23 protein-coding genes and 1 pseudogene are annotated in these 25868 nt (G+C 43.3%); 13 read left to right on the top strand and 11 right to left on the bottom strand.

The genetic code is table 11. The features are described 5' to 3' along the window. Nucleotides 1–3 precede the first annotated feature (3 nt). The gene (locus tag RB297_RS00525; protein WP_096773330.1) at nucleotides 4–285 is read right to left on the bottom strand and encodes a GNAT family N-acetyltransferase; all 282 of its coding nucleotides are present in this window, start codon (nucleotides 283–285) and stop codon (nucleotides 4–6) included. 133 nt (nucleotides 286–418) lie between these two features. On the opposite strand from RB297_RS00525, the gene RB297_RS00530 reads away from it, so the two are divergent. The 4 genes from RB297_RS00530 (at nucleotide 419) to RB297_RS00545 (ending at nucleotide 2850) form a co-directional block, all read left to right on the top strand. Then, the gene (locus RB297_RS00530; RefSeq protein WP_015734614.1) at nucleotides 419–739 is read left to right on the top strand and encodes a hypothetical protein; all 321 of its coding nucleotides are present in this window, start codon (nucleotides 419–421) and stop codon (nucleotides 737–739) included. Nucleotides 740–862: 123 nt separating this feature from the next. After that, nucleotides 863–1318: a VOC family protein gene (locus tag RB297_RS00535; RefSeq protein ID WP_340965783.1), complete on the top strand. Its 456-nt coding sequence runs from the start codon at nucleotides 863–865 to the stop codon at nucleotides 1316–1318. 277 nt (nucleotides 1319–1595) lie between these two features. Next, nucleotides 1596–2180 (top strand): TetR family transcriptional regulator, encoded by a 585-nt coding sequence (locus RB297_RS00540; RefSeq protein ID WP_375119440.1) that lies wholly within the window; start codon nucleotides 1596–1598, stop codon nucleotides 2178–2180. Nucleotides 2181–2307: 127 nt separating this feature from the next. Then, a complete protein-coding gene (locus RB297_RS00545; protein ID WP_375119441.1) occupies nucleotides 2308–2850 on the top strand; it encodes a DUF6022 family protein in 543 nt (180 codons plus the stop codon). A 155-nt stretch (nucleotides 2851–3005) separates the two neighbouring features. On the opposite strand, the gene RB297_RS00550 is transcribed toward RB297_RS00545, so the two are convergent. Together RB297_RS00550 and RB297_RS00555 are read right to left on the bottom strand one after the other, a co-directional pair. Further along, on the bottom strand, nucleotides 3006–3947 hold the full coding sequence (locus RB297_RS00550) for an aldo/keto reductase (protein ID WP_015734618.1): 942 nt from the start codon (nucleotides 3945–3947) through the stop codon (nucleotides 3006–3008). A 23-nt stretch (nucleotides 3948–3970) separates the two neighbouring features. Beyond that, nucleotides 3971–4966: a Gfo/Idh/MocA family protein gene (locus RB297_RS00555; protein ID WP_277748594.1), complete on the bottom strand. Its 996-nt coding sequence runs from the start codon at nucleotides 4964–4966 to the stop codon at nucleotides 3971–3973. Between the two features lie 122 nt (nucleotides 4967–5088). Here RB297_RS00555 and RB297_RS00560 point away from each other — a divergent pair, with 122 nt between their 5' ends. Both RB297_RS00560 and RB297_RS00565 read left to right on the top strand, forming a co-directional pair. Then, complete coding sequence (locus RB297_RS00560; RefSeq protein ID WP_096773335.1) at nucleotides 5089–5925, top strand: helix-turn-helix transcriptional regulator; 837 nt, start codon at nucleotides 5089–5091, stop codon at nucleotides 5923–5925. A gap of 172 nt (nucleotides 5926–6097) precedes the next feature. Continuing rightward, on the top strand, nucleotides 6098–6688 hold the full coding sequence (locus RB297_RS00565; protein ID WP_192572430.1) for a hypothetical protein: 591 nt from the start codon (nucleotides 6098–6100) through the stop codon (nucleotides 6686–6688). A gap of 119 nt (nucleotides 6689–6807) precedes the next feature. Here the strand turns inward: RB297_RS00565 and RB297_RS00570 are convergent, their stop codons facing one another. Further along, nucleotides 6808–7623, bottom strand: coding sequence for a hypothetical protein (locus RB297_RS00570; RefSeq protein WP_375119442.1), 816 nt, complete (start codon nucleotides 7621–7623; stop codon nucleotides 6808–6810). 407 nt (nucleotides 7624–8030) lie between these two features. On the opposite strand from RB297_RS00570, the gene RB297_RS00575 reads away from it, so the two are divergent. The 7 genes and pseudogenes from RB297_RS00575 to RB297_RS00605 all read left to right on the top strand — a co-directional run bounded on the left by RB297_RS00575 (nucleotide 8031) and on the right by RB297_RS00605 (nucleotide 15271). Beyond that, complete coding sequence (locus RB297_RS00575) at nucleotides 8031–9395, top strand: MFS transporter (protein WP_375119775.1); 1365 nt, start codon at nucleotides 8031–8033, stop codon at nucleotides 9393–9395. A gap of 368 nt (nucleotides 9396–9763) precedes the next feature. Further along, nucleotides 9764–10936 carry a cache domain-containing protein gene (locus tag RB297_RS00580; protein WP_375119443.1) on the top strand — a complete coding sequence of 391 codons (1173 nt, stop codon included), beginning with the start codon at nucleotides 9764–9766 and terminating at the stop codon, nucleotides 10934–10936. Then, a complete protein-coding gene (locus tag RB297_RS00585; protein WP_375119444.1) occupies nucleotides 10933–11877 on the top strand; it encodes a helix-turn-helix domain-containing protein in 945 nt (314 codons plus the stop codon). Before RB297_RS00580 ends, RB297_RS00585 begins: the two co-directional genes overlap by 4 nt. Before the next feature lie 333 nt (nucleotides 11878–12210). Then, entirely contained in the window at nucleotides 12211–13164 is a 954-nt protein-coding gene (locus tag RB297_RS00590; protein ID WP_375119445.1) for an ABC transporter permease, read from the top strand. A 19-nt stretch (nucleotides 13165–13183) separates the two neighbouring features. Further along, nucleotides 13184–14076: pseudogene (locus tag RB297_RS00595) on the top strand (carbohydrate ABC transporter permease). Nucleotides 14077–14136: 60 nt separating this feature from the next. After that, nucleotides 14137–14433 carry a hypothetical protein gene (locus RB297_RS00600; protein WP_375119446.1) on the top strand — a complete coding sequence of 99 codons (297 nt, stop codon included), beginning with the start codon at nucleotides 14137–14139 and terminating at the stop codon, nucleotides 14431–14433. Next, nucleotides 14399–15271: a type 2 periplasmic-binding domain-containing protein gene (locus RB297_RS00605; protein ID WP_375119447.1), complete on the top strand. Its 873-nt coding sequence runs from the start codon at nucleotides 14399–14401 to the stop codon at nucleotides 15269–15271. The genes RB297_RS00600 and RB297_RS00605 overlap by 35 nt, the downstream gene beginning before the upstream one ends. Nucleotides 15272–15539: 268 nt before the next feature. Here the strand turns inward: RB297_RS00605 and RB297_RS00610 are convergent, their stop codons facing one another. From RB297_RS00610 to RB297_RS00640, 7 genes are all read right to left on the bottom strand, one after another. Beyond that, nucleotides 15540–16511, bottom strand: coding sequence for a peptidoglycan recognition protein family protein (locus RB297_RS00610; RefSeq protein WP_375119448.1), 972 nt, complete (start codon nucleotides 16509–16511; stop codon nucleotides 15540–15542). Between the two features lie 231 nt (nucleotides 16512–16742). After that, on the bottom strand, nucleotides 16743–17186 hold the full coding sequence (locus RB297_RS00615; RefSeq protein WP_375119449.1) for a phage holin family protein: 444 nt from the start codon (nucleotides 17184–17186) through the stop codon (nucleotides 16743–16745). Nucleotides 17187–17245: 59 nt separating this feature from the next. Beyond that, a complete protein-coding gene (locus RB297_RS00620; protein ID WP_375119450.1) occupies nucleotides 17246–19063 on the bottom strand; it encodes a DNRLRE domain-containing protein in 1818 nt (605 codons plus the stop codon). Between the two features lie 31 nt (nucleotides 19064–19094). After that, the gene (locus RB297_RS00625; RefSeq protein ID WP_375119451.1) at nucleotides 19095–21110 is read right to left on the bottom strand and encodes a hypothetical protein; all 2016 of its coding nucleotides are present in this window, start codon (nucleotides 21108–21110) and stop codon (nucleotides 19095–19097) included. A 27-nt stretch (nucleotides 21111–21137) separates the two neighbouring features. After that, nucleotides 21138–22304 carry a discoidin domain-containing protein gene (locus RB297_RS00630; RefSeq protein WP_375119452.1) on the bottom strand — a complete coding sequence of 389 codons (1167 nt, stop codon included), beginning with the start codon at nucleotides 22302–22304 and terminating at the stop codon, nucleotides 21138–21140. Nucleotides 22305–22409: 105 nt separating this feature from the next. Continuing rightward, nucleotides 22410–23573, bottom strand: coding sequence for a discoidin domain-containing protein (locus tag RB297_RS00635; protein WP_375119453.1), 1164 nt, complete (start codon nucleotides 23571–23573; stop codon nucleotides 22410–22412). 67 nt (nucleotides 23574–23640) lie between these two features. Next, nucleotides 23641–25866 carry a discoidin domain-containing protein gene (locus RB297_RS00640; protein WP_375119454.1) on the bottom strand — a complete coding sequence of 742 codons (2226 nt, stop codon included), beginning with the start codon at nucleotides 25864–25866 and terminating at the stop codon, nucleotides 23641–23643. Nucleotides 25867–25868: the final 2 nt, after the last annotated feature.

Here is a 25868-nt window from a genome sequence, read left to right on the forward strand (position 1 = left end):
TATTTATTTGTGCAGAAGTACGCGATCGTCGAGGTTTTTATCAAAATAATGCCCGGCATAGGAGCAAGCGGGGATGATTTTCAAGTTTTCTTCCCTGGCGAATCCGATCACTTTTCGTACGAGCTCATCGGCAATGCCTTGACCCCGTAGCCCTGGAGAAATATAGGTATGATCGATGCTGATCACTCCGTTTCCTTGTGGGGAGTAGGAAATTTCGGCTACTTTTTTGCCGTTGTCCTCAATGTAAAAGCTGCTTGGCCCCGTTTGTATATTTCGTTTGTCCATTGATGTCTAACCTCCTTCATCTGGTTGTACTATACCCGTATCGGCGGTGCATTAAACGGATTGCGGATAGGCGAACACCCTTGAGAGGGGAATTGCATACAATGCGGGTAGAAGAGAATGAAGGAGGAGCAACATGAACCAATATTCAACTCAACCGCAAATGCTGTTTCAATGCGATCACCAGTTGGTACATTCCATGAAGAAACATAGAGAAAGCGCCCATTCGGCCATGAAAAACGTGGTGAATCGCAAGGTAAGGGTGCATACGATGGATGATGAAGCCGTTGAAGGTATCGTCATAAATGTCGATGCAAAGAATGTGTACATTCTTGTAGAACAAGGCAACAGAGGTTTCTACCCGGGATACCCTCCATTTGTGCCGTACGGCCCCAATCCTAATGTCGTATTGCCTTTAGCATTGTTCAATCTATTGGCAGTCAGCTTGTTGTGGTAGCCAACGAAGAACCTGCGGTCCGCAGGTTCTTTTTTTATGAAAAATTTCAAAAAATATTATTTACATACATGCTGTATGTATGTTAAATTGGGATCATTCCATATACAAGGAGATGTTTTCCATATGAAACTTCAAGGATTTTATCCCGTCATCATGACAGAACAGATTGCCGAAAGCGCAGACTTTTACACACGGTTGTTTGGTTTTGAGGTTGTTTTTGAAGCGGATTGGTATGTAAGCTTGAAGAAGGGAATCGAGGGACCCATCGCTTACGAGCTGGCGATCCTGTCCAAAGATCACCCGACGGTTCCCTCTGCTTATCAGCAGCGTGTACAGGGGCTGATACTCAATTTTGAGGTGGAGGATGTGGATGCCGAGTACGAAAGGCTGGTCATCCATGAAAAGCTGCCGCTTCATCTGGACATTCGTGATGAGGAGTTCGGCCAGCGGCATTTTATTATCAGTGACCCGAATGGGGTGCTGATCGATATGATTAAGATCATTCCACCTTCCCAAGCCTTTATGGAGCAGTATAATGAAGAGGTGTGGTCCACGAAGGATGACGGCACCGGCGAATGAGTACAGCCTTTCGCGCAGAAGGATTACTTCGGTAAGAGAGCTTGCGGATTTTCTGTCAGATTGAGGTAAGCCGCATGTACCGGAGCTTCCTCGGGGGCATTTATTAAAAGCCGCAAGCCGCTGACTTTTACATCCGGAATCATCTGATAATACCGTCCATGGATCCGTCAGCATTCGCTAAGCTCCATGGCGAAGGGTGTAAGACCAGGAAATGCTGGGGCTTCCGTCGTCCTTGAGAACAGCATCCGAATGATGCATAGGAGAGAATAACGCAATCATGAGAAGAACCAAAAGCGAAGCGAACGAAACCATACAGCTGCTGCTAAAGGTGGCCAGGGCACAGTTTGCGGAAAAAGGCTATGCCCATGCGGCTTTAGAAGAGATTGCCGACGAAGCTCATGTTACCCGCGGCGCGCTGTATCATCATTTTAAGAATAAACAAGGGCTGTTTCTCGCCGTACTCGAATTAGTGCAGACGGAAATTGGGCAGCGCGTGGAGGCGGAAGCCGACCGTTACGTGGATCCTTGGGATCAGCTGCTGTTTGGATGTCGGGCCTTTATTGCGACCGTGGTCGAACCGCGGAATAAGCGCATTATGCTTATTGACGGCCCGAGTGTTGCAGGCTGGGAGTCATGGCGCGAGATGGACGAGCAGAATTCGATGAGCCACCTGAGGGAACAGTTGGCCTTGATGCAGCATCAGGGAATGATGAAGGCCGCTCCGGTTGATGCCTTGACGCATGCCCTGTCCGGAGCCTTAAACGAATGCTCGTTGTTGGTGGCACAAATGCCGGAAACGGATAAGGGCATCGAGGAAACCATGCATGTGATTGCCGGCATGCTGCAGGGATTCAGGCTTTAAAGGTTTAAAGCATATGATAAGGTTCACCCCTAATATGGGCCATATATCCAGCAAATCTTACAATTTGCATGAATGTTGTAAGCTGGAGAGGTACATCCAAAAATCCATGAAATGGAAAGGGGTTAATATGAATCCATTGAAACCGCTGCAAGCATTTTTGGAAGCACAGCAGGACAAACCGATCGAAGCCATCGGAAGCTATATTTCCGAACATATTGAACAGAACTGGGAAAAGGTGCTTACCGATAACCGGGAAAAACTGCGAAGGGCATACAACGAGGGTGGGGATATGGCGTACGGGACGTATTTAAACCTGTTATTCTTGCCGGTACACAGGCAGCTCAAGGAAATGGGAATACGTCCCGCACCGAAATTCCCGGGCGACTTCGACATTTCAAGGGAATGGGGAAGCGAGGAAGGAACCGACCAGCAGCGCTGGATGTGGAGCACCGTTTTGTCGCCGGAGGAAGAGCCGCTAGGTACCATCGTCACGATCGTATACCACGACCATACCCAGTTTCGGGTCCCAAGGCAGCCGCGTATTCTAGCCTTGCATGAGACAGGCAAGGAAGACGTCGTTGCGGCCCTTTCACTGAAGTCGGCGGACTTTAGCGAGGCGCTCGAATTTACGGCAGAATATGAAGAATATCTGCGGAGTTTGCAGGAGTAGGGGGGCCCGGCACCGCGCATTCATCACCAACTGATTTCAGAGTAAGCCTCCATGCCTGAGCTGAGTTACTTGAAGACACACGTCATTTAAAAATAGAAGACGCCTTGAGCCGGATGATGTTATCCTGGCTCAAGGCGTATTTCTCGTAAAAGGAATTAAGATCGTTGATCAATCGTCAGGTCTAACCAGTCTAATTCTTCCTTCGTCAGGCGGATGTTCGAACCCTCGTCGCAGGATTTCAATTCCTCGGCCGATTGTGCGCCGATTAGCGCGCAAGTAGGGAAGGGCTGGTTCAGTACGTAAGCGAGCGCGATCTGTATGGCAGTCACATTCTTCGAAGCAGCAAGCTGTTTGGCGCGCTCTAACCGCTCCCAGTTCGCATCGCTGTAAAATACCCGTACAAGATCCGCGTTGTCCCGAATCTCCGGAGTGAATCGCCCAGTGAAGAATCCTCGCGCTTGGGAAGACCAGGAGAGCAGCGGAAACTGTTCAGCTTCATGCCAGGCCATCGTCTCCGCATCGGCTGAGACGCAGCCTTTCCAGAAGGGTTCGTTCGGCTTGGCCAGGCTGAGGTTCGGGCTGCTGAAGGAAAAGCCGACCAAGCCGTTTGCGTCAGCATAGGCATTGGCATCCCGAATGCGTTCCCAGGTCCAATTGGATACCCCGATGGCGCCTACACTGCCGTCCGCAATATATTCGTTCAGAGCCTCGATGACTTCCCCCGCCGGAACCTCAGGGTCGTCACGGTGCAATGCGTACAGATCGATGAAATCCGTCTGTAGTCTTTCGAAGCTTGTCGTGATGTCGTTTTTGATGTCTTTTTTGCTGACGCGAGGGCCGTTTTGGTCATGGTGGGCACCCTTTGTCAGAATGACGAGCTGATCCCGGTTCCCCCTTTCCTGCATGTATCTGCCGATGACTTCTTCGCTCTGACCGCCGCAGTATATATGTGCGGTATCAACGGAATTGCCGCCGATCGCAAGGTAAGCATCCATATTGGCGGCAGCTTTCTCGTACGAATCATGATAGAAATAGTCCGTTCCTTTCATGAGCGCAGAGACGGGTTTGTTTAATCCCTTGATTGATATATATTTCATGTTCATCTCCTCCTTGAGTGAATTTACAGCACGATTCTCGTACGTTCGTGGGCAGATTGCAGGCAGGCATCGATGACTTTCATGTTGCGAACCGCATCCTCCGTCGTGTAGCGGAGAGGCTTGTCGTACAAAACGGCTTCCGCTATCCGGTCACCTTGTTCGCTGTATGCGTTTGCATGAGGAACCTCGATTTCTTTGCGTCCATCGCCGGTCGTTAAGAAGAAGTTTGCTCCGTTCTCAGGCAGGCTGTATGCGTATGGGACTTCAATCAGGCCATCCGTGCCAACAATTTCAAGGGGATTCCGATAAGCCGCCCACATGCCGCAATCAAAGGTCAGGGCAACGTTGCCTTCAAATTCGATCAAGCCGGAGGCCATCATGTCGACATGATCATGCTCAGGCGAGAAGAAGGCTTGAACGGTAACCGCTTCCGGTTCTTTATCCAGCAGGATGCGCGCGGCATTGATCGGATAACAGCCGACATCATAAATCGAACCGCCGCCCCAATCTTTGCGAAACCGGACATTTCCATGATTGGCCGAGCTGTTAAAAGTAAACGCGCTGCGAATGCCCCGAATTTCCCCAATGGCACCGGAGTCGATCATTTCCTTCAGCACGTCGTATCGCGGATGATAACGGTACATAAAGGCTTCGGCTAGAATCACGCCTGCGGCCGCGGCCGCGTCAGCCATTTCGGCCGCTTCTGCTTCCGTCAGCGCCAGCGGTTTTTCGCACAGGATATGTTTGCCGGCTTCCGCTGCACGGATGCTCCATTCTTTATGTAGATGGTTAGGTAGCGGGATATAGACAGCATCTATGGAAGAATCCTCAAGCAAGGACTCATAACTGCCGTATGCAGTCGGAATCTTCAGTTCCTCGGCGGTTTGCTCTGCTTTTGCCTGGTCGCGGCTGGCGATGGCAACGACTTCATTGAAACGGGATTGTTGCAGACCGGGTATGACCGAACGTTTGGCAATGCTGGCGCATCCAAGTATCCCCCAACGAAGTTTTTGAGTCATGTTCATCAGCTCCTATACAACTTATTAAGATTATATTGCGATTATAAAAGACAAGAAATAAAATTGATATAATATTATTTTGTAGTGTTATACAACAATATTGTCATTATAGGAGGATGGAGATGAAACGACAAAGCCATCTGCTGACCCTTCCGCAAATGCCGTTCTTCTGTCTGCCGGAATCGGTAGGGATCTACCGGGATGAGCCGGATCACACGGTGACGCGGGCAGCCGGTTCTTTAAACAATTTCAATATTCACTATGTTGCTTCCGGAAAAGGGCATGTTGAAATCGACAATGTCGTTCATACGCTCGGCCCAGGGGAAGCCGTGCTGTATTTTCCCATGCAAGCTCAGCATTATTACAGCAGCGAGGACGACCCTTGGGATGTCCGCTGGTTCCATTTTTATGGCAGCGGCCTGCAGAATTATTTCATCGAGCGCGGATTTCATAAAAGCCAGCTTTGGAGCATTCGGCAGCCGGCGGCCTTTGAGGAAGCTCATGAAGCACTCTTGAATGAGGCGGAAACCCATCGCATGCTGAAGCCTGCGCAATTGTCCACCTTAACGTATTCCTTGTTAGCCGTATTCGTCGAACAGGCGTCCTCCTTATCGGATAATAAATCCAACAATTCGGCGAACCGAATTCACGAACTGCTGCCCATCATGCAGCAGGAAGCTGCACAGCCGTTTATTTTGGAAGAGTGGGCGGCTAGGTTAGGCGTATCCACGTACTATTTTTGTAAATTATTCCGCAACGTCATGGAGATGACGCCGATGGATTTTGTGACGCGCTGCCGTCTTCAGATGGCTAAGCAATGGCTGCTCGATCATAAAGATAAAACGATCGGACAAATTGCAGTGGAAGCGGGTTACCCGAGCGTCAGTTACTTTAACAAGCGATTTATGGAGCACGAAGGCATGACGCCATCTTCCTATCGTCGCTTGTATGGGGTATAGTTATATGGATTACGTCGTCAGGTCAGGTAAGAACTCGACTTAGGTCCAGGTCCTAATCACACCTATAGTCGGTTATGGAAACGGCTTGCCTCAACTACAATGAAATTAACGAAGGATTTGACGAAATCCGGATTCTATGAATAGTTCATCAATGTATGTGGGGGAAAGCCAAATGTCCGATAACAAAAATATATATGTTCTACTGACTGATACGGGAACGATGTTTACGAAATTGATCAAACGAATCACTGCTGCGCCTTATAATCATGCCTCGCTGGCGCTCGACGAGAACTTGAATGAAGTGTTCAGCTTCGGACGAAAGTGCGCCAACAATCCTTGGGTCGGAGGATTCGTGGAGGAGGATGTGTATGAAGGAACTTTTCGCCACTTCCCCGGCACGCGATGCGCTCTGCTTCGTCTCGAAGTCACCCCTCAGCAATATGAGGCGGCAAGACGCGTGATCCGGCATTACCAGGATGAAGAGGAAGCCTATGGCTATAATCTCATCGGCATGTTCGGCGTGCTGATGAGACTCGATATTACGAGGGAACGATCCTATTTCTGTTCGCAATTCGTCGCCGAAGCGATGAAGCAAAGCAAAATCCATTTATGGGATCGGCCTTCCTCGGCAGTAACGCCGAATGATTTCTTTCAGCATCCGGCGTTTGAGGTTATCTATGAAGGGATGTTATATGATTATCCGCTGCTCGATCAATCCAGATTGGCCGGATGCCAATACCCTCTCCAAACGGTTGCTCGATGAATTATAAAATGCGAATCTTTATGTTAAACATCGCCCCCTTCTACCCATGGTGGAAGGGGGTTCTTATATCATCGCATTGCCGAAATGTCTCTATATGCTAGGATGGACTCGGTAAAACGTTACCTTAATTGTGCATTAGCGCGCGCGATGACGGACTCGATTTTTTGTTCGTAAGTATGGATGCTTTTCTTTTTGGCCAGGATCTGCCCTGAGAGCGTCAGCAGCCTGGACAGGGCATCGCTGGTTCTGGCGGATTCATTGGCCTTTACGGCGGCTTTGAAATTTTTCCACTCGGTTGTCATTAGTTTATTTGGCGTAGTAATAGCGCTTTTATCGCCTTTGATCTTGCTTTTGTACGGATCGATTTCGGACAGGATGGAACGGACTTTAGCCGCTTTGGAAGTTCTCTCTTTTTTGGCCGCCGTAAGCGCAGCCTGCTTGTTTCGTATATCCTCACGTCCCAAGGCAACCAGGAGCTTCATGCCGCCGGCCTGCGACTGCAGCATTTTGGATAGCGATTTGTCCTTCAGTTTTTTGGCTGCGGCGATCTGTTTATTGAGCGCGGAATAGGTATCAAACAGCGGCTGGTATTTGGATTTGGCTGTTTGGAGCTGATCCTCCAGCCTGCGGATTTTGTCCTTGTCGATTTCGCTGATTCGTTTGCGAGTTTCCGAAGCTTTGGCTTCATTGGCATAACGAAGGGAAGAAATTCGATCGTCCCAATCCATGACCTGTTTCCGTTCCGATTTAAAATCATCGTATTGCTTCTTCAGTTTCAAACGAACGGTTCCGCCGGCCCGGTCTGCCGTGGCATTCAATTGAGCTTGAACCGAATCGGTGAACTCAATGGCTGCAGCATTCGCGAAAGGAATGGGGGTAAGGGTGAGCAGCAGTACCATCGCAAGGATAGAAAACCATAATCTTCTAAACATCATAATCGCTCCTTCTCTTATTATCATTCCAGCCCAGAAGATCAAGTTGGGGAACCTCCGCTAACGACAAAAAACACCCGTTAGAAAGGCGTAATAAACGCCAGACTTACGGGTGCTTCCTTCGTAAGAGTTATTGATTTCTTTTTTGTAAATATACGGGAAAATCCTGGTTTTGTCAAACGTTTATTCCCCTGCGTCTAAATCATTGTATTTTTCTTCGTTTCCATCTATATGTTATATTAAGGTTTAGAATATTCAAAGGAGGATTATTGCATGCGGCAAAAAAAATGGGTTTGGGTAAAAACATGGAGGGAAATCGCATCATTTACCCTATAAACTGCGTATTCCCCTAATTTACTGGGGGCAACTACCAAGTGGAAGAGATTACTCAACCAAGTCAAAAATTACGAATTACAAATGTGAAAGGCGCGTTTGCCTGGCTGGGATTTTTGGTTTTTTTCAGCGTTTTGAATGAAACCGTATTTAATGTGGCACTGCCGGATATTGCCAGACAATTTCATGTGGAGCCATCGACAGCCAACTGGGTCAATACAGGCTTTATGTTGTCGTTTGCCATAGGTTCGTTTGTGTACGGAAAAATATCGGATCTGTACGGGATTAAAAAAATGCTCATTATAGGCATCGTAACGTACGGCAGCGGGTCTATGCTGGGATTGGCAGCACACGCCTATTTACCTGCTGTGATTGCGGCAAGATTTATTCAGGGGGCGGGAGCCTCAGCCATCCCTGCGCTGGTCATGGTCATGATTGTGCGATATTTCGATGCAAAATCTCGCGGAAGAGCTTTTGGTCTTATAGGATCACTGGTTGCAACGGGCGAAGGAATCGGGCCTGTTATCGGAGGCGTCGTTGCCCATTATGTGCACTGGTCCGTGTTGTTTGTGTTTCCTCTTATGACGCTTGCAACGATTCCGTTCTTTTTAAAAGTGCTGCCCGATGAAACCGAACAGAAAGGGAACGTTGATGTTACCGGAGCAGCTCTGCTCTCCGTTGGCGTAGTGCTATTTACCTTGTTTACGACGAATGAACATTGGCTGTATCTGGCTGGCTGTTTAGCATCGCTCGTATTATTCGCTGCACGGATCAAGCGGGCCTCCAATCCATTTATCGAACCCTATTTATTCGTAAGGAAGAAGTTCATCGCCGGAACGATCACGGGCGGCATCATTTTGGGCGTGGTAGCCGGATCCCTGTCCATGGTACCTTATATGATGAGAAGCGTCCATCATTTGTCTACGGATATGATTGGCGCCGGCATTATATTTCCTGGTGCCATGAGCGTCATGTTGTTTGGCATGTTAGGGGGCATACTCGTTGACAAGAAAGGTCACCATTTTGTGTTCTATATAGGTTCCTTGATGATTATCGGCGGTTTTTTAACCATGGCTATGCTGGCGGATCAATCACCTTGGATGGTAACAGCCATGCTGATTTTTGTATTTGGAGGCCTTTCTTTTGTGAAGACAGTGATTTCAACCGTCGTTTCCGATTCTCTGGAAGAGAAAGAAGCGGGAGCAGGGATGGGAATGCTTAATTTTGCATGCTTCTTATCGGAAGGGATCGGCGTCGCACTTGTAGGAGGTTTGCTTTCCAGACGATTGCTGGATTTTCCCCTTCTCCCATCGTTAGGGAACGCCGCGGCTGACTTGTACAGCAACTTACTGCTTCTGTTTGCGTTGGTTATCGTGACTGGGAGTATGGTCTATACCATTGTCTTATATCCGAAAAGGAAGCAGACGAATCTAAGCGGATAGCACATTTGATACTAAATCCCGATCTCTCTTGTAACAACGGAGAGAACGGGATTTTTTTGATAACAAGCTACTTTTGCGTCATTGTGCCGCTTCTGTATTGACTAACTCACGAATAACGCCTATATTGTACCAATAATAATTGCAAGAAATAGTATTATTGAAAGAAAAAATGCACTTCAGTCTGAAATTGTTGCCAGGACTAAATATTGGGGGGATAACGATGAAGCACAAACGAACCAATTCTCGCTTGTTCTATCAATTTCTACTGTCGCATGTACTGATTTTTGCCATACCGTTCATCATACTTAGCGGTGTCGTGTATTATAAATGCGGTCGTACGGTTTAAATTTGAAATAGAGGCATCCAATGTGTACAAGCTGAATCAGGTCAAGAATACGTTCGACTTATTGGCACGCGGTCTGGACAACACGGCTTCAAGGATTTCGATTGATTCCGCACTGACTCCATTCGTAGTGAAGAGCGGGAATTATAAAGAAATCGAAGCGGTGGATGAGCTGGGCAAATATAAGGCCAATAACACGATTGTCGATGAAGTAGCGCTTTATTTTCACGGCGATGAGCGACTGTATACCTCATCTGGTATCAACTCATTGGATACATTTGCAAAGCGGGTATACGGATTTAGTGACCTGGATGGGATTCGTTTGGATGAGGAAATGAGTCAACTTCAATTCCCTGAAATCCGTCGTATCCAGACGACTGTCTCGGGCAGCAGCCAACAGCAAAACGTGCTGATGTATATGTTCCCGATTCCACGCAATAGCCAATCGCCTTACGGCACCGTGAGTTTCTTCATTCGTGAATCGATGCTGACCGAACTGGTAGGTCCTATTTTAGGGGATTTTAATGGTAGCGTTTACATTTTGGATTCAAAGAACAGCATTCTGGCTTCAAGGAACCGCGAGAACGACCTGACAGAACAGGATGCCAAGCAGTTACTTGTCTCCAAGTCCGAGGATGGCATTCATGATGTCCAACTAGGCGGCGAACATTATTCGCTTATGCAGGCTAAGTCAAAATGGACGGGTTGGTCTTATGTTATCGTTATGCCAACCGATCAGTTTTTGGGAAGGGTACTGGAAATGCGGACTTTTGTATTGCTCATTTGCAGTGCAGTTATCGCCTTCGGGAGTCTGATCGTAGTACTGCTTTCGACGAGGCACTACCGCCCGATCCGGAACATTGCAGACTATGTACGGACTTTACAGGTGCGGACGCATGGAAACGATGACCGCAACCACAATGAACTCGACTTGATTCGCGATTCCGTTCAGGCGACGTGCGACCTGATGAAGAGAATCGATGAACAGCGTCCGATTGTGCGAGAGCAGTTTTTCGTTCGACTGATATTAGGTTCGATCAAAGATGAGGAGGAGACGGTTGCTTTTTTGTCCCGGGAAAAATTGGCGCTACCCGAAGAGAACTGCTTTGTGACCGTTATCCCGATGGACGGGAGTGAGTACATATCCACGCAGAACCGGGAAGAGCTGCTGCGACTGCTGTCAGAGAGATATCCATGAAGGATGCGGTTGGGTATGGAGTAGAACTCATACCAGATCAGTCCATCGCTATCCTGATTAGCACGGGCTGCAACGAATCTTGTCTGCGCCAAGTCCAAGAGGAGATTGCAGGTGAAATTTCCCGGTTGTTCGAGCACTGTTGCGGATTTCTGCCAACGGTTGGCGTGGGTAGCCCGGTATCCGGGCTGATTCATGCGAATCGGTCATATATTGAAGCTTCAGCTGCTATGGAGCAAATCGGTCGGATTCGCAAAGGAGAGATTGTGTATTTCGCTGATCTGTCCGAATGGCAGGAAGGCAGTGAGTGGTACCCGATCGAAGAGCAAATCCGCCTTGTGCAAAGCATGAAGCAGGGAAACAATGCAGCGGCCAAAACCGCACTGGCTGACATCATGCACGATTTAGAAGGAAAAGAAGTATCCTTGTTTTACTTCCGCTGCATGAGTTTTGATCTGATCAACACGTTTCTCAGAACGATGAATGAACTGAAACTGACTATTCCTCAAGAGTATCGGAGCCATTTGGCAGAATTTACGACCTTGAAACAACTGAATGCGGGGATGACCGGTCTCATTGATCTCATATGCGATTATGTGCAAGCCAATAAAGAAAGCAAGAACACCGCTATGGGAGCAGAGATTTTCCAATATATTGAGCAACACTACCGGGAATATGATCTGAGTTTGGAGAAAATCGCCGATCACTTCCAGATGTCGATTTCCTATTTCAGTCGTTACATGAAGGACCAGACGGGTTATACGTTCACCGAATATGTTACCCATCTTCCCATGGAGGAGGTCAAACGGCTGTTAAAGAACAGCGATCTGGCGATAAAAGATATTGTTGCCAGCGTTGGTTATGCGGACGTCTCCAATTTTATGCGTAAATTTAAAACTATTGAAGGCATTACGCTTGGGCAGTATCGGAAATTGTATTCATGAGAACAAAGCTGTGAATTTTCGTATAGATTTTCGATAACACGCGTGCTTCTACTCGAAATCTTCGATTCGAGAGAACGCGCTTTTTTTGTCCATTAGCCTTGGGTCAGGGAGGAGATAATCCTTAATAAAGAGGGCCGTAGAAGATTGTAAAGAATCAACAGTCCAAAGCAAGAACAACAAATTTACAGGTATCCGCCTTGTCGCAGCAAGTAATGTAAAAAGTAACAACCCGGAACAATATCTACAGATTTACGATTGCATATTCGAACAGGTAGCATGAGATTCATTAACTGCGGTTCGCAAGTTCATTTTGAGAAAGGGGTTGGTTGGTTCATGACAGCCAAGACACTGCTTGCTGCCAAAAGGGCGGGATGCGGGCTCAGGAAAAGAGAATGGAAGCCGATTCTCAAAAACTGGGAATTGTATCTATTCGTTCTGCCCACGATGGCCTATTTTATTGTATTTCATTATTTCCCGCTGTATGGCCTGCAGATTGCCTTCAGGGATTATACCCCCAGTTCGGGGATATGGAATAGCCCTTGGGTCGGTCTTGAGCATTTAAGGCGTTTTTTCGATTCTTATTATTTTTGGGACCTGATCTGGAATACGGTTGGCATCAGCTTGTATGAAATGATTGTCGGGTTTCCGATCCCGATCATGATCGCGTTAGCGCTTAACGAATTGAAAAACGGCGCGTTCAAGAAGTGGGTGCAGACCGTAACGTATGCGCCTCACTTTATATCCGTCGTCGTCATGAGCGGCATGATTATTGCCTTTCTGTCTCCGGGAACCGGTTTAGTCAATTTGGCCATCAAGGCTTTGGGCGGAGAACCCGTACCATTTCTGGGCGAACCGGGCTGGTTCAAGACTGTATTCGTACTCTCCGGTGTATGGCAAAGTATGGGCTGGGGGACGATTATTTACCTGGCGGCGCTGGCTGGAGTCGATCCCCAGCAGCACGAAGCGGCGATGATCGATGGAGCCACTCGGATGAAGCGCATATGGCATATCAATCTTCCGAGCATCATGCCCACGATGGTGATCTTGCTCATTCTGAACGTAGGGAACTTTATGTCTGTCGGGTTTGAAAAAGTATTCCTTTTGCAAAATCCACTGAATCTGGAGTCGTCAGACGTTATCTCCACATACGTATATCGGAGCGGACTTGTCCAAGGCCAGTTCAGCTTCTCGGCTGCGATCGGTTTGTTTAACTCGGTCATTAATTTCATACTGCTGCTTACCGTTAACAGGATCGCCAAGAGGGTAAACGAGACAAGTCTATGGTAAAGGAAGGTGGAAAACAACCATGAATAGGAAACTCAGATCGGACAGAATGTTCGAAATCATCAATTTCATATTTCTGTTCTTTATCATGATTATCGTCTTATATCCGCTCGTATACGTTATCAGCGCCTCTATCAGTGATCCTGTCTATGTGAATCAAGGGACGATGTGGCTTTATCCCAGAGGCATTACGTTTGAAGGGTATCAGCGGGTGTTTCAAAATCCGGAGATCTGGTCCGGTTATCGAAACACGATTTTGTATACGCTTGCAGGAACAGCCATCAACCTGCTGATTACGATTCCAGGGGCCTATGCGCTCTCCCGCAAAGATTTGAGGGGCCGTGGGATCATGATGGGCTTGATCGTGTTCACGATGTTTTTCGGAGGCGGACTGATTCCAACCTTCCTGCTCGTCAGCTGGCTTGGAATGTTGAACACCGTGTGGGCGCTTTTGATTCCAAATGCAGTTGCAGTATATAACCTGATTATTTGCCGCACATTTTTTCAAACTAATATTCCGAAGGAACTTCAGGAATCTGCCGAAATCGATGGTTGTTCCAATACCATTCTGTTTTTAAAAATCGTGCTTCCGCTCTCTGCTCCGATCATTGCGGTCATGGCCCTTTATTATGGGGTGACTCACTGGAACAGTTACTTTAGTGCCATCATTTACCTGAAGGACCGCAGCTTGTATCCTCTTCAATTAATTTTGTGTGAAATCCTCGTACAGAATCAGATGAACGATACGATGCTGATGACCGGTGACGACATGGAAGCGATGGCAAAACAGGCCCGAATTGCGACATCATCAAGTATGCCGTCATGATCGTATCCAGTTTGCCGATCATCGTCATTTATCCGTTTATGCAGCGCTTTTTCATGAAAGGTGTGCTGATTGGCTCCGTCAAGGGCTGATCGGACATCTGGAATTTCACAATGATGAACCATATAAACTCATGGAGAGGGGAACAAGAAATGAAAAAATGGTTAAAAGGCAGTATTTGTATTATCTTAAGAAGCGCAATCCTGTTAACCGGGTGCAGCGCAGGCGATAAAGCGAATCATATCGGGAATGAAAATGAGGAAGAAACGAAAAATTTCAATACCAGCGGTTACCAGATTGTGGGCGATAAAATCACTTTGACGATGATGGGAGCCAAAGCGGCCATCCAAACAAGAACGGCAAGAATGATGAAATTCCGTTATCCAGTGAGAAACACTGGGAGGCTTCCAGAGCGTGCTGCTGCCAGCATTCGGCTTGCTTGGCCGTGAAGTTGAGGTAAAGGACGGGAAGGTCCGCTTCAATCCGGTGCAGGATCAGTACAAGGAATATCTCGCTTACTTGAACAAATTGTTCACAGAGAAGTTGTTGGATGAAGAAACCTTTGTACAGACGTCCCAGCAAATGACGGCTAAAGGCAATTCGAATCAAATCGGCGCTTTTACACATTCATCTCCAGATCTCGTCCTGAAGGTGGATAAACCAGAAGACAATTTGAAGCACCCCATGCTTGGGACGCTGACCAGTCCGGTCAACAGCGAGAAGCTGGCACTGAAATCATCGAAAATTCGCCGCGGTACATTCGCGATTACGAGTCAGAATAAGTATCCTGAGGCGACGATGCGGTGGGTCGATTATTTGTACTCCTCCGAAGGCAGCAAGCTCGGGATATACGGAAACAGTATCAAATGGCTGGATGACGCTAAAACGAAGTGGGAGTTCGATTTTCCTGAAGGAATGAACAGTGAGGAATATCGGGCGAAGTTAACCCCGGACTGTGGCGGACAACTGCCATTGATCAAGGAAAGAAAATTTGACGCTATGCGTGACAACGGCAAAGGGCCGGATTACAACAAAATGGTAGACGAGAAGCTGAACCCTTATGCGGTGCAGGCATACCCGGATGTGTATTTCAGCAATGATGAGCAAAAAAGGCTGAATATCATTAAGACAGACATTAAAACCTATGTCGATCAAATGGAAGCGAAGTTTGTCGTTGGTCAGGAGCCGCTCACGAAGTGGGACGATTATGTGAAGATGATTAACAAGATGGGGCTGTGCTGGAAGATTTATCAGGATGCCTATGACCGCTGGGACAAGTCTGAGTAATTAAGGAAAAGTGTTTCATATTGAAACAAGTGTTTGAATTGGAGAATAGTATGAAGGGGTGACTGGAGAAAAAGGTTAGCGTAGAGGTTTGGAGGGATGGGGAGAGAAAGATGAAAGTAGACAGGCCCAAATTCAAGATAATTTGAAAAAAACACCCTAATGAGAATAAATCCTCATAAGGGTGTTCGGTTTGTATTCACTGTACACTTCTTTCTTCATAGTATAAGCTTTCTTCAACGATAATTCGTATTCATTCTCTTACGCCCATTTATTTCTTATCGAGTAAACCGGCCCGGTACAGGACTGTGATAAGAGAGTAAAAATCTGCGCTTCTTCCATGTGGAGTATCGATGACCGGACTGCCGTACCGATCGCGTAATTGGACTAGTGCACTGACTGCTTTTTGAGCATACGAGGGTATTTGATTCAATTTATCCCTGTTCTCTAATACCTTAACTCTCTCGCTCGTCTTCTTTAGAGAAGCTCCTTGTTCTTGAGCTCCTTTTTTCAAAACATTTTTACTATGGCTGAGAGCTTTGATTTCAGTTTTTAGCATCGAAACTGATTGCTTTAGTTGTTCAAATTGTTGTTTCTCGCTTGGCGTCATTGGTTCATCATCCTTTGCTGTAAAATTGTTGAAGTTCTCTTGAATAAGAGGAATAAAGTATTTCTGAGCGTGCAGAACGGTATTGCCTTTAAAGAAATTAGACCCTGGACAAGATTTTGCAGACAAGCCAGGTAGGTTGGAACCGGATTTGAAATTATATATTCTAGTACCGTTCGGGCTGTACCAATGATGGTATACGATATGTTCCGTATCGATGGGAAGATTGAATGTCTCGCACAGAGCAGCATTAACAAAGGTAATTGTCTGTTGGTGTTCTGGTACCATTACGTCTCCGTTCATATCGAAGTTGCCTATATGTTCTAGGCACAAGGCGCCGTTATTGGCTCCTTTAATGCCGGCAGGCGTGGTGTCAAAAGGACGGCAGACGGCTATTAATCCGTCCGGAAATGTAGTGATGTTCTGTCCGATATCTGACCAACCGTTGGTTTTGACATGATAATTCTTCATCGCCTCTAAACGAGCAAAATGATTCTTGCCATTGAACGAGGTATAATTAGGAGCCCATGTGTGGTGATTTTGAATGATGGAGATCTTTCGCGTGAAGGTTTGTTTTTGAAGCCATTCGTAAAATTCGTGACGAGACATGATAATGAATGGACCATTTTTATACATCTTGGTTTCCTTTCATTGGAAGACGAAAATAAAAATAAAGCCACCTAAATTAGGTGACTTAAAAAAATATTTGCTATATAGCTTCAGGAAATTTGCAATTGAACTCAGTTTGACCTAATTCATTAATCAAATAATCCTTTAGATCAAGTAGTGATAGCATATTATTGAGATCGTTATCATGGTTTTTAACAATACTTGTAATAATCTGGACGTCATCACCAATAACCCATATCAACCTTCTTTTCGATCACTCTTATTTTTCAATTCACTAATCGCTGTCTTCATTTGTTCAGGCATCGGTAAATCAAGGCGCCCATAATTTTCAATCAAACTAAGTAGCTCGTTACTTATATAGAAAAATATAGCCCCAGTCATTAAACTCAGCATACCATTTAATCCTAGCAATTTATCCACTTGATAGAGTAGGGCAATAACGGAGAACATTAGAACTTTTTTGAAGATCCCCCAGAATCCCTTATTGGAGTTCCAGCCTTTTGATTTATCCTCTGTTTTTTTTCGACCTTCATAATAAGAAGCAGCCAAACCTGTAAAATAGTCAAATACGACCATTGTTGCTAACACAGTTAAAGATTGGCTCCAACCCCCGAACAAGAATGTCACAACTGATCCACCTAGGGTATAGGTTAAAAACTTGAATAGTGTAGAATCATACACTGAGTTTCCTCCAAATAATCATAATAAAAGGACTCCAATGAAAGAGTCCCTGAATGCAATTAAATAATAAAATAATAAGCGCCATTTGAAAGACCTTTAACTAAAATAAAACTGTCTAAGTCACTGACATCTCTTTTCCGCACACTGAGTAAACTATCGAGATCAGTTTCTCCTGGAACTCTTGGATGGAGGAAGCCTCCTAGGTCAGGTACATTCACCGTAATTAGAGCTTCTGTTTCATGTATTTCCTTAGTGGTGATGGTGGCTTCCAGATCATCGATCTGTCTGACATCGATGACTGAATCCAAGAATTCTTTTTCTTTAATCCATAATGTTGCATCAATTTCGTGCTTGTATTTGATTACAATTTCGGAATAGAGGTCTGGGACAGAAGCGGTCATGTAGGCTTCTTTATCCTCATAGAAAGGAATCGTGATTTCTGAATCAAGATCTTCCTCACCCAAAGCCCGAACAACCAGTTCTCCACCCAAATCTCTTTGTGAGATTAAGATAACGGAGTCTAAATCTTCATCTTTAGTGTTTTGAACAGTCAGAAATCCCAGCAGATCTTCCTGAGTCTTCTTATATTGAGAAACCGTTAAGCTGCCCACCATATCCTGTTGAGATACGATGATAATGCTATCGAAATCTTCATTTTTAACAATGGCGACCGTTAGTGTACTCTTGAGTGTCGCATTAGGATCAAGGTTTATGTATCCATGTAAATCAGGATTACTGGTAACGATGTTAAACTCAAGTTCTTTCGTTAATTTGTTTGCAACAGTAATCGTGGATTCAAGATTTGAATCTTCGCGCCTTGATACAACTAGTTCAGAGCGTATATCTGGTCGATTGACAGTTATTAAAGAAGGAACTTCATAAAATACAGGGACTTCAATTCGGTGAACGTAGAGGAAGGAGTCTAAAGATTCAATACCTACATCACTATGTACTTGTAAATAACCTGTAAATTCCTTATATCCCTTCCCATAGATAAACAAGGTTGAGTCTAACTCACTTCGATTTATACTGTAAATCTGCGAAGTGATGTACTTTACAATTAGCAGCGGTGGGATACCGGATTCCTTAGTGAAGAAACTTATCGTTTCGTTGTTTGAGGTTTTTATGATAAAGCCATAGTTAATTAAATCATAGGATTCCCAGCGCTGTGCGATGTCTAAAACATCGAATTCAATATATCGCTCTCTGGTGTTTAATGTGTATTGATCACTTAATAATTCTAAGGAATATGGTTTATTAGCATGAGTAATCCCCATCTCCCGCCAAAGCGTATGAGGCTGATGAAGCTCAATATTGGCATGTAAAGGTAGGTTAATGTAGTAAAGCCTGAGTTTAACGCTCTCTAGAATTTTTAAGTCGGGGATACGATCCTTAAGTTCTCCAAATGAAACAAAAGACTCGAAATTCTCATCGGTGCCTACACCTGTAAGCATGCTTTTGGTGTCACCATAGTTAATGGTCTGCAGGTCATCTCGACTACGGGTAGACGCATCAGCCAATGGTGGTAAACGTACTTCAACTCTGGGGGCTTCATGCAACTCAAACTTACCAAATAAACGATTATGTGGTCGAACTTCGATGGTAGCATCTAAGAAATTAGAAGAAATGGCTTCGATTACGGAGTCTATCCCATCATTTCCTCTATATTTTACATCTAAAGTGGCATCGATTTGATAATGTTTTTGTGTTCGAACAGATAGCTGCCCAATTATGTTATCGTTGTCCCTAATCTTAATTAAAAGCGATGATTCTAGATCACTTTCACCGGAACGATATAGAATAAATCGTCCGGACATTTTATTTTCTAATCGTCTTCGAATGATGACCTCACTTTCAAGGTCATTAAATTCATACATATCATTCACATCCTATCTCATTGTATTGAGATTATACGGAATCTACTTTAGCTCTAATTTCAAACTGTCCGTTAGGTGCAGGGGGAGCAGTTAGAGATGTTGTTATACGAACATAGAACTCCATTTCATCATTGGGGTATATATATTTATTAAAGAGCAAATAGTCCTCAGGAACAAATACCGGTTTATTGTCATAAGACAATTCCACTTCTACTCCTGGAGGAAGTTGGTCTTTCATAACTTCTAAAATGAGATTCTGTACATCTTGCCCGAGCTGGTTTTTTACGATAACCTTTTGTTCCATGGTAGTTTGTCCAGCGATAACGATGCCAAAATCTAAGTACTTTAAGATGCCTCCAAACGAATTGGAGTAATACTGCCCCGTCTCATCCATAAACATTAGGCCAGAATATGTTCCAATGAATGTAGTGGACCAAGTATCTAATTGTCCCCAAGCATCTTGAAACTCAACCGTTAGATCATTATTCTGACCAAATAATATATCTTTTTCTGAGATATTAAGGCTAATATCAATAGGGGAGGGGGCGATAGGGGTAAATTCGCCATTGGAAGGATAGTATGGTTTATTGTTTAGAAACACCCGATACTGGACTTTGCCTTGATCCGCATCTTCAAGTTGGCCCATTAATTTATTTCCACCAAAAGTCAGTTGGATCGTGGCGAGTGTATTCAGTAAGTAGAAAGCAACATCGGTAAACTTAACATCCTCGATCGGGGCATTCGAAACAATCTTCAAATTATCTATCTTGGTGTATTCCTGTTGCCGAATGTTATCATCAAGATAATACGCTATTCGTATTTTGTTTTTTCCTTTCTTGCTAAAATCGTTCATCGTCAGACCGGTTAATGAGTTAATATCCATAGCTTTATTTCGAATCAAATCCTCGTTAGTTATATCGATGGATCGCCATTCGTTAAACTTGTAATATTCCCACGTTCTACCCCCATCAAAAGAAAGTAGAATCTTAATTGATCCTTGATTGGATATCTTATGAATGAGTATTTGTTGCAAGTCACCATAAACCTGAAAATCTTCGTCCTGGATAATGAGCTGGGAAAAGGGAAGGGCTGACATATTTATTTTAAACTCGTCAATGTCCTCTTTATCTGTCCATGAAACAATGTCAAAGTCACCGTTCAATTCATCGAGCGGACTGTAGTTAGCTGTAAGTTCCATTTCAGAACTTGTTTTTCGGGGATCGTCAGTGTAGTATAAAACATCAACACTGCCCTTAATCTCATCATCATAATAAAATTTCTCTGTTTCAAGTAGGATCGTGGACTCCGTTTTATAAGGACCATCAGAGTATTCAATTATCTTAATTGTCTGGTCTTCCCATTCCTCCGCAAGCGTGAATGGTTCAGTCTTGATACTGAACAAAACTTCTGTTTTATTTGTATCGTCGGTATAATAGCACAATTCGATATCATCAGTAAAATATGACCAAGCTGACTCTGGAACTATTGATATATCGTCTATGCCGTATTGTATATAGTCTACTTCCTGAGGTTCTGACAATAATTCTTCCCATATATTTGTTTGGTTATTGAATTTATAAAATCTGTCTTTATTTTTAATTAGCGTTTTGCTTGTAACTACCTCATAAACTTCTAGTTCGCCAAACTGCCAAGAGTTTACACCATAGCGACTATTACATTTTATTCTGACACCTTCAACTATAGTTGGTGAAAAATCATATGTTATTTTATCTGGTACATCAGTTCTGCTACCAGTATGCAATGTTACCCAATTTCCATTTATTAAACCTTGGAATTCCCATTCCTGAATTCTATAATTAGAATATCTCGCTTCAATACTATACCTTCCAATTTTATGTTTCTTTGGAAAAGAGACTATGAAATACTCTGGTAATCTAGGACTAGCATTACTTCTAAAATAAGTGGTGCTATCACCATCTACCCCATTATATAATGTTGTATTTATACTACCAAACCCCTGAAAACTTAAACTAAATCCATCCTGTGCGTCAGATTTCATAGCAGGAATTATACTATTATATTGCAAATGACTTCACACTCCTTCCTAAAACAATCATTTTATCGATATATTCTTTACTGGTATCTTTGATGTATCGATAGTCCTCTTGAAAACCTTACCTGTCCCTAATGTTGTTGTAACATTTTCTATAAGAACTCTATTATCTATTCGCCCATTCAAATCAACTTCAAAATCTTTTATTAATCCATGATTGATAAAACTTTGCTCATCAGTATTTGGGATTTCCAATAAGTCAGCGGGAATCAAGCTTTCCATAGTCATTTCACCAATATTTGTATAGATACCAAGTCTTTGAGCTTTGGTTATATGAATTCTATATTTAATATAAAAATCATAATTAATGAATTCAAAATATTGAGGAACCCCTTGAGTCCAATTTACAATACCCGTTCTTGTATCCAAAACAACCCAAGAACTCCCATCCCATCCTTCAAAAGTCCAATCTGATGGCATTCTATCGATGAATCTCGGAACCAAAGAGTAGCGATTGATTTTTTGTTTTCCGGAAAATTCATAGGCAACCCATTGGGGTAATGAATAATCAGAAGACTGCCAACTATTATCATTACTGCCATCGAAACACCTAAAGAATTCATATCCACTAAATTTGCTTGATCCACTTACTGATCCAGCAGGAGTTGTATCTGAAGTCATTACAGGTATTAAATTTGAAGTATATTCAGCGTTTTTCAAACTGTAAAGTTTTCCATTCCCCGATGAAATCAAGAATTTACTGTCGAATATAATTTCATACATTTCTAGTTCTAATAGATCTGTAAACGTACCACCGTTATTTTCTGTTATATTTATTCTGTAAGCTTTGTAGGCTGTCATATTGAAGAAATCAAATAACTGAAATGATGAAAGCGTCCAATTAGTTACATTACTTCTGGTATCTAGTACAGTCCAATTAGAACCATCATTACTTCCTTCAAATGTCCAAGATTTTGGTGTGTAGCTAAAAGTACTTCCAACCGTAACCTTATATGCAGATATAATAATAGGACTAGTAAATTCATACGATAACCATTGAGGTAAAGGATCACCATTTTTTGACCTCCAGTTCGTATTTGCTATACTATCAAAAGCCTTCCAAGGGTCTTGCCCAGAAGCGTTAAAGCTACTTGCACTCACAATACCACTCGGAGCAGTATTGGAAGTCATTTTAGGTATTGCATTAACTGTACTAACTGTAGCCATTTTCTCACCTTCCTATCTTCATTTTCCTAAATAAAACATTTCTTTTAAGCAAAACAAAAGAAACAGCATGGATCGCTGTTTCTCAAATACAACTACAACAACATTTTATAATTTTATCTTATTGATCTTCCTCTTTGACAGATCAATAGATTTCTCGAAGATCTTTCCTGAACCGAGTTGGGTACTGATATAGCTGGTACTGTTAATCTTATCAAAAACGTAGTCCAGTTCTATCCCATTTCCCATTCCATTGGTTAAGAAGTCTCCTTCTGATGCACTGTTTTTATCTAATACTATTAAAGCCGCGCCATAGCCTTGATACATTTTAAGGCGATTTACGGCTACTGTAGTATCATTTCCTCTGCTTACAATAAGACGGTAATATTTATATTTCTTTGAATTTTGGAATGTGTATTGCTTACTCTCTGTTGCTGTCCAAGTTTCATTTCTTCTTTCATGTAGAACTGTCCATGTTATTCGGTCATCGCTTCCTTCAAAGTTCCAATCAATAGGATATCTATTTGTAAAGCTCCCCGTGCCATTCGTAAGTTCATATTTATTAATTTGTGTAGGCTGTGGAAATTCATAACTAATCCATTGAGGGAATGGCGCAGATGAAATCCAGTTATAATTTACCGTCTCGTTAAATGCGTAATACGCTGGATAACTCGCTGTTGTACTACCACTAGAGTCTACAACGCCTGATGGGGCTTTATCTCCTGTCATATTGGGAATTAAATTATCTGAATAATATGGTTGAACAACAGAATTTAATTTACCATCATTTAAAAGTAAGATTTTATGGTCATAGAAGTATTCAAACATCTCAATCTCATCAATAGAGTTAGCACCAGTATCACCGTTATTCGCAATGATATTAATTCTATACATTTTATACTCAGTTTCATTCGGAAAATCAAAATACCGAGTTGCCCATGTTCCCCACGAGGTCTGATTCACTCTGTTGTCAAGGGTGGTCCAAGTGACACCATCATTAGACCCTAGCAATCTCCAATCTTTAGGTGTTCTTAGAGGATAACCATCACTCTTGATGGAATACCGTCTTATCATTTTGGGTGTTGGGAACTCATACTGTATCCAACAATCAACTAGTGTATTGGTTGTCCAACCTGACGTATTCTGAACCCTATTAAAAGCTACAAACGGGTTTGTAGCAGCGTTGAATGAGGAAACAGCACTGGCAATGCCGCTGGGCGTTGTGTTTGAAGTCATTGCAGGTATTGCATTAACAGTTGATAAATAAGCCATTTATCTCACCTTCCATTCTTAATAAAACCGTTCTTTTATTAAAACAAAAGAAGTAGAGCAGCATGCGCTACTTCACATTGATCTTTTTGATATCGATATACTTATTTAGATCGATTCGTTCCTTAAACATTTTTCCTTTTCCTAGGGACACACCTGAAGCAGTATTATCATTCATTGGAATTGTTACTGTTGTAAGTTTTCTATTAAGAATAGAAAGGTTGTCCATTCCTTCACTAATAAAGGTATCCAAAGCAGGTAGTGTTGTCGATACAGTTTCCCAAAATAATGCGTTTACTGTCTTAGTTACGGTCCCATACTCCAATAGGTTTAATGCACCTATTGTTAAATAGGCACTGTTTTCACTGGTAACCACACTCACCCTGTAGTACCTGAAACTCATTGGGTTAGCAATCATATACGATCTTTTTTCTCCCTTAGTCCAATTAATTTGATTGGTTTGAGTGTCTAGTATGGTCCAGTCTGCATCATTATTACTACCTTCAAAAGTCCATTCTTTTGGGGCATCATCTACGAATCTGTATCCTTTTTCAATCTCATAATTTCCAACTGCTATCTGGGTGCCCAAGTCGATTTTAAGCCAACCAGTATAAGACGGACATACCCAGCAATCTGTTACGGTAGCATTTACTCCATCGAATGCCAAGTATGCAGGATAATTAGGGTCAGCACTTGAAGCACTTACAACATACGGTGATGGGGTACTATTCGATGTCATTACAATATTTATCGGGGTTGCAGTTCTCTCTGTTACTGTATAGGAATTTTTCAGCTTTTGGTATTCACCATTTGATAAAATCAACGATTTAATTCGGAAATTCGCTTTTAGTTCAAGGACTGGACGAAAACCAATGCCAGTAATAGCTGTGTTAGTCGATGATTCCGAAAATCCACTTGATGTATTTTGTCCTCTCCTTGATCTACCGGTCCCTGTTGTTGTTGTAGAACTCCACGAAAAAATACCCCAATTCCAAACTGCAGTGTCACCTGCTGTAATTTTTCCATTTAGAGTAGAATTAACGATGTAGTTATCCCATTCATTATCCTGATCTCCGCTTTTAGTTCCACCTGTAAGAAGACGAATTTTTGTTTCAATATTGCTCTGCATAATTTCGCTTTCAAATTCAATTTCACCAATTTGCACTTGAGGACCGCCATTTGTAGAAAGAACTGTGAAACGATAATAAGAATAAGCATGTTGGTTGTTGAAAGTAAATCTTGTTCTCGTTGCACCAATCCCTGTTGTATGTTCAAATAAATCAACCCAACTACTCCCATCCTCAGAAGCTTGTAGCTTAAAATGTTTCGGATGATCAACTGAAGCTGCTGAATTTATTGGAGGGGGTGTGATTGTGAAGCTGTTAATTATAGGGCTACTCTTCTTAAACTTTATGGTTAATTCGGCTGGGTTATTTGCAGAAACTGAATTTGCCCACTTATCTCCGTTACCGTTTTTTCCATCTAGCGCTTTCCAACCATTATAGTCTCCGTTAGCACCAGAGATGAAGCCGTTATCTGAAACTTGAACCTCATCATTCTCATATCCTGATAAGAACTTTTTGAATGGGTTCGTGGGCATTTGAAGTCCACTAACCATACCAGCGCTATTAAGAGTGTCCCATGAAATCGAATGTTGGATATTTCGATCAGCAATTAATATTTTCTTTTTATTAAAGTCTTCCACCATAATAAAATAGAAGTCGCCACTAGGATTAACCGAACCTGAAACTGGAATAAACTCCGCGCTTTCCTCTCCAAGGCCACTGAAAGTTCCTGTAAAGCCGGGAAGAGCAGAGTAGTTGCATCGGATTCGCTTGCCAATCGCAAGGTCTTTAATGTCTGTGACTTCATCTGGATGAAGCATACGACCCGTTGAATCAATATCAATGCCCTGTATGGACTGATACTCGTTGGTGGCATTAAAAGTTAAAACGACAGTATGATTACCTTCGGTCAATCCAGTCTTTTCATAAACTAATACCGAATTAATCAATCTATTAGAGAGAAAATTTATTTGCTCTGTTGCACCGTCAATCGAAATGGATACCGGTGTTTTAGAAGTAGTATTGTATTGCCCGATATATCTTAATTTCGTTCCTCTAAACGTAAATGAAATGCTATCATTTAGGGTACTTGAATATTTATTTATCCCGCCCGAGTACGCAGCATTAGTTTGCGTTGTCCATGATCCCTTGTATGAGAACAGTGGGTGATCAGCATTCATCCTCTTCCAACCACTCTCAGGTGCTGTTAATGCTTGTCCTATAGTTGCCAAAA

The organism is Paenibacillus sp. CR_12 (assembly GCF_041953985.1).
In the GTDB taxonomy this organism is placed as follows: domain Bacteria; phylum Bacillota; class Bacilli; order Paenibacillales; family Paenibacillaceae; genus Paenibacillus_AQ; species Paenibacillus_AQ lautus_A.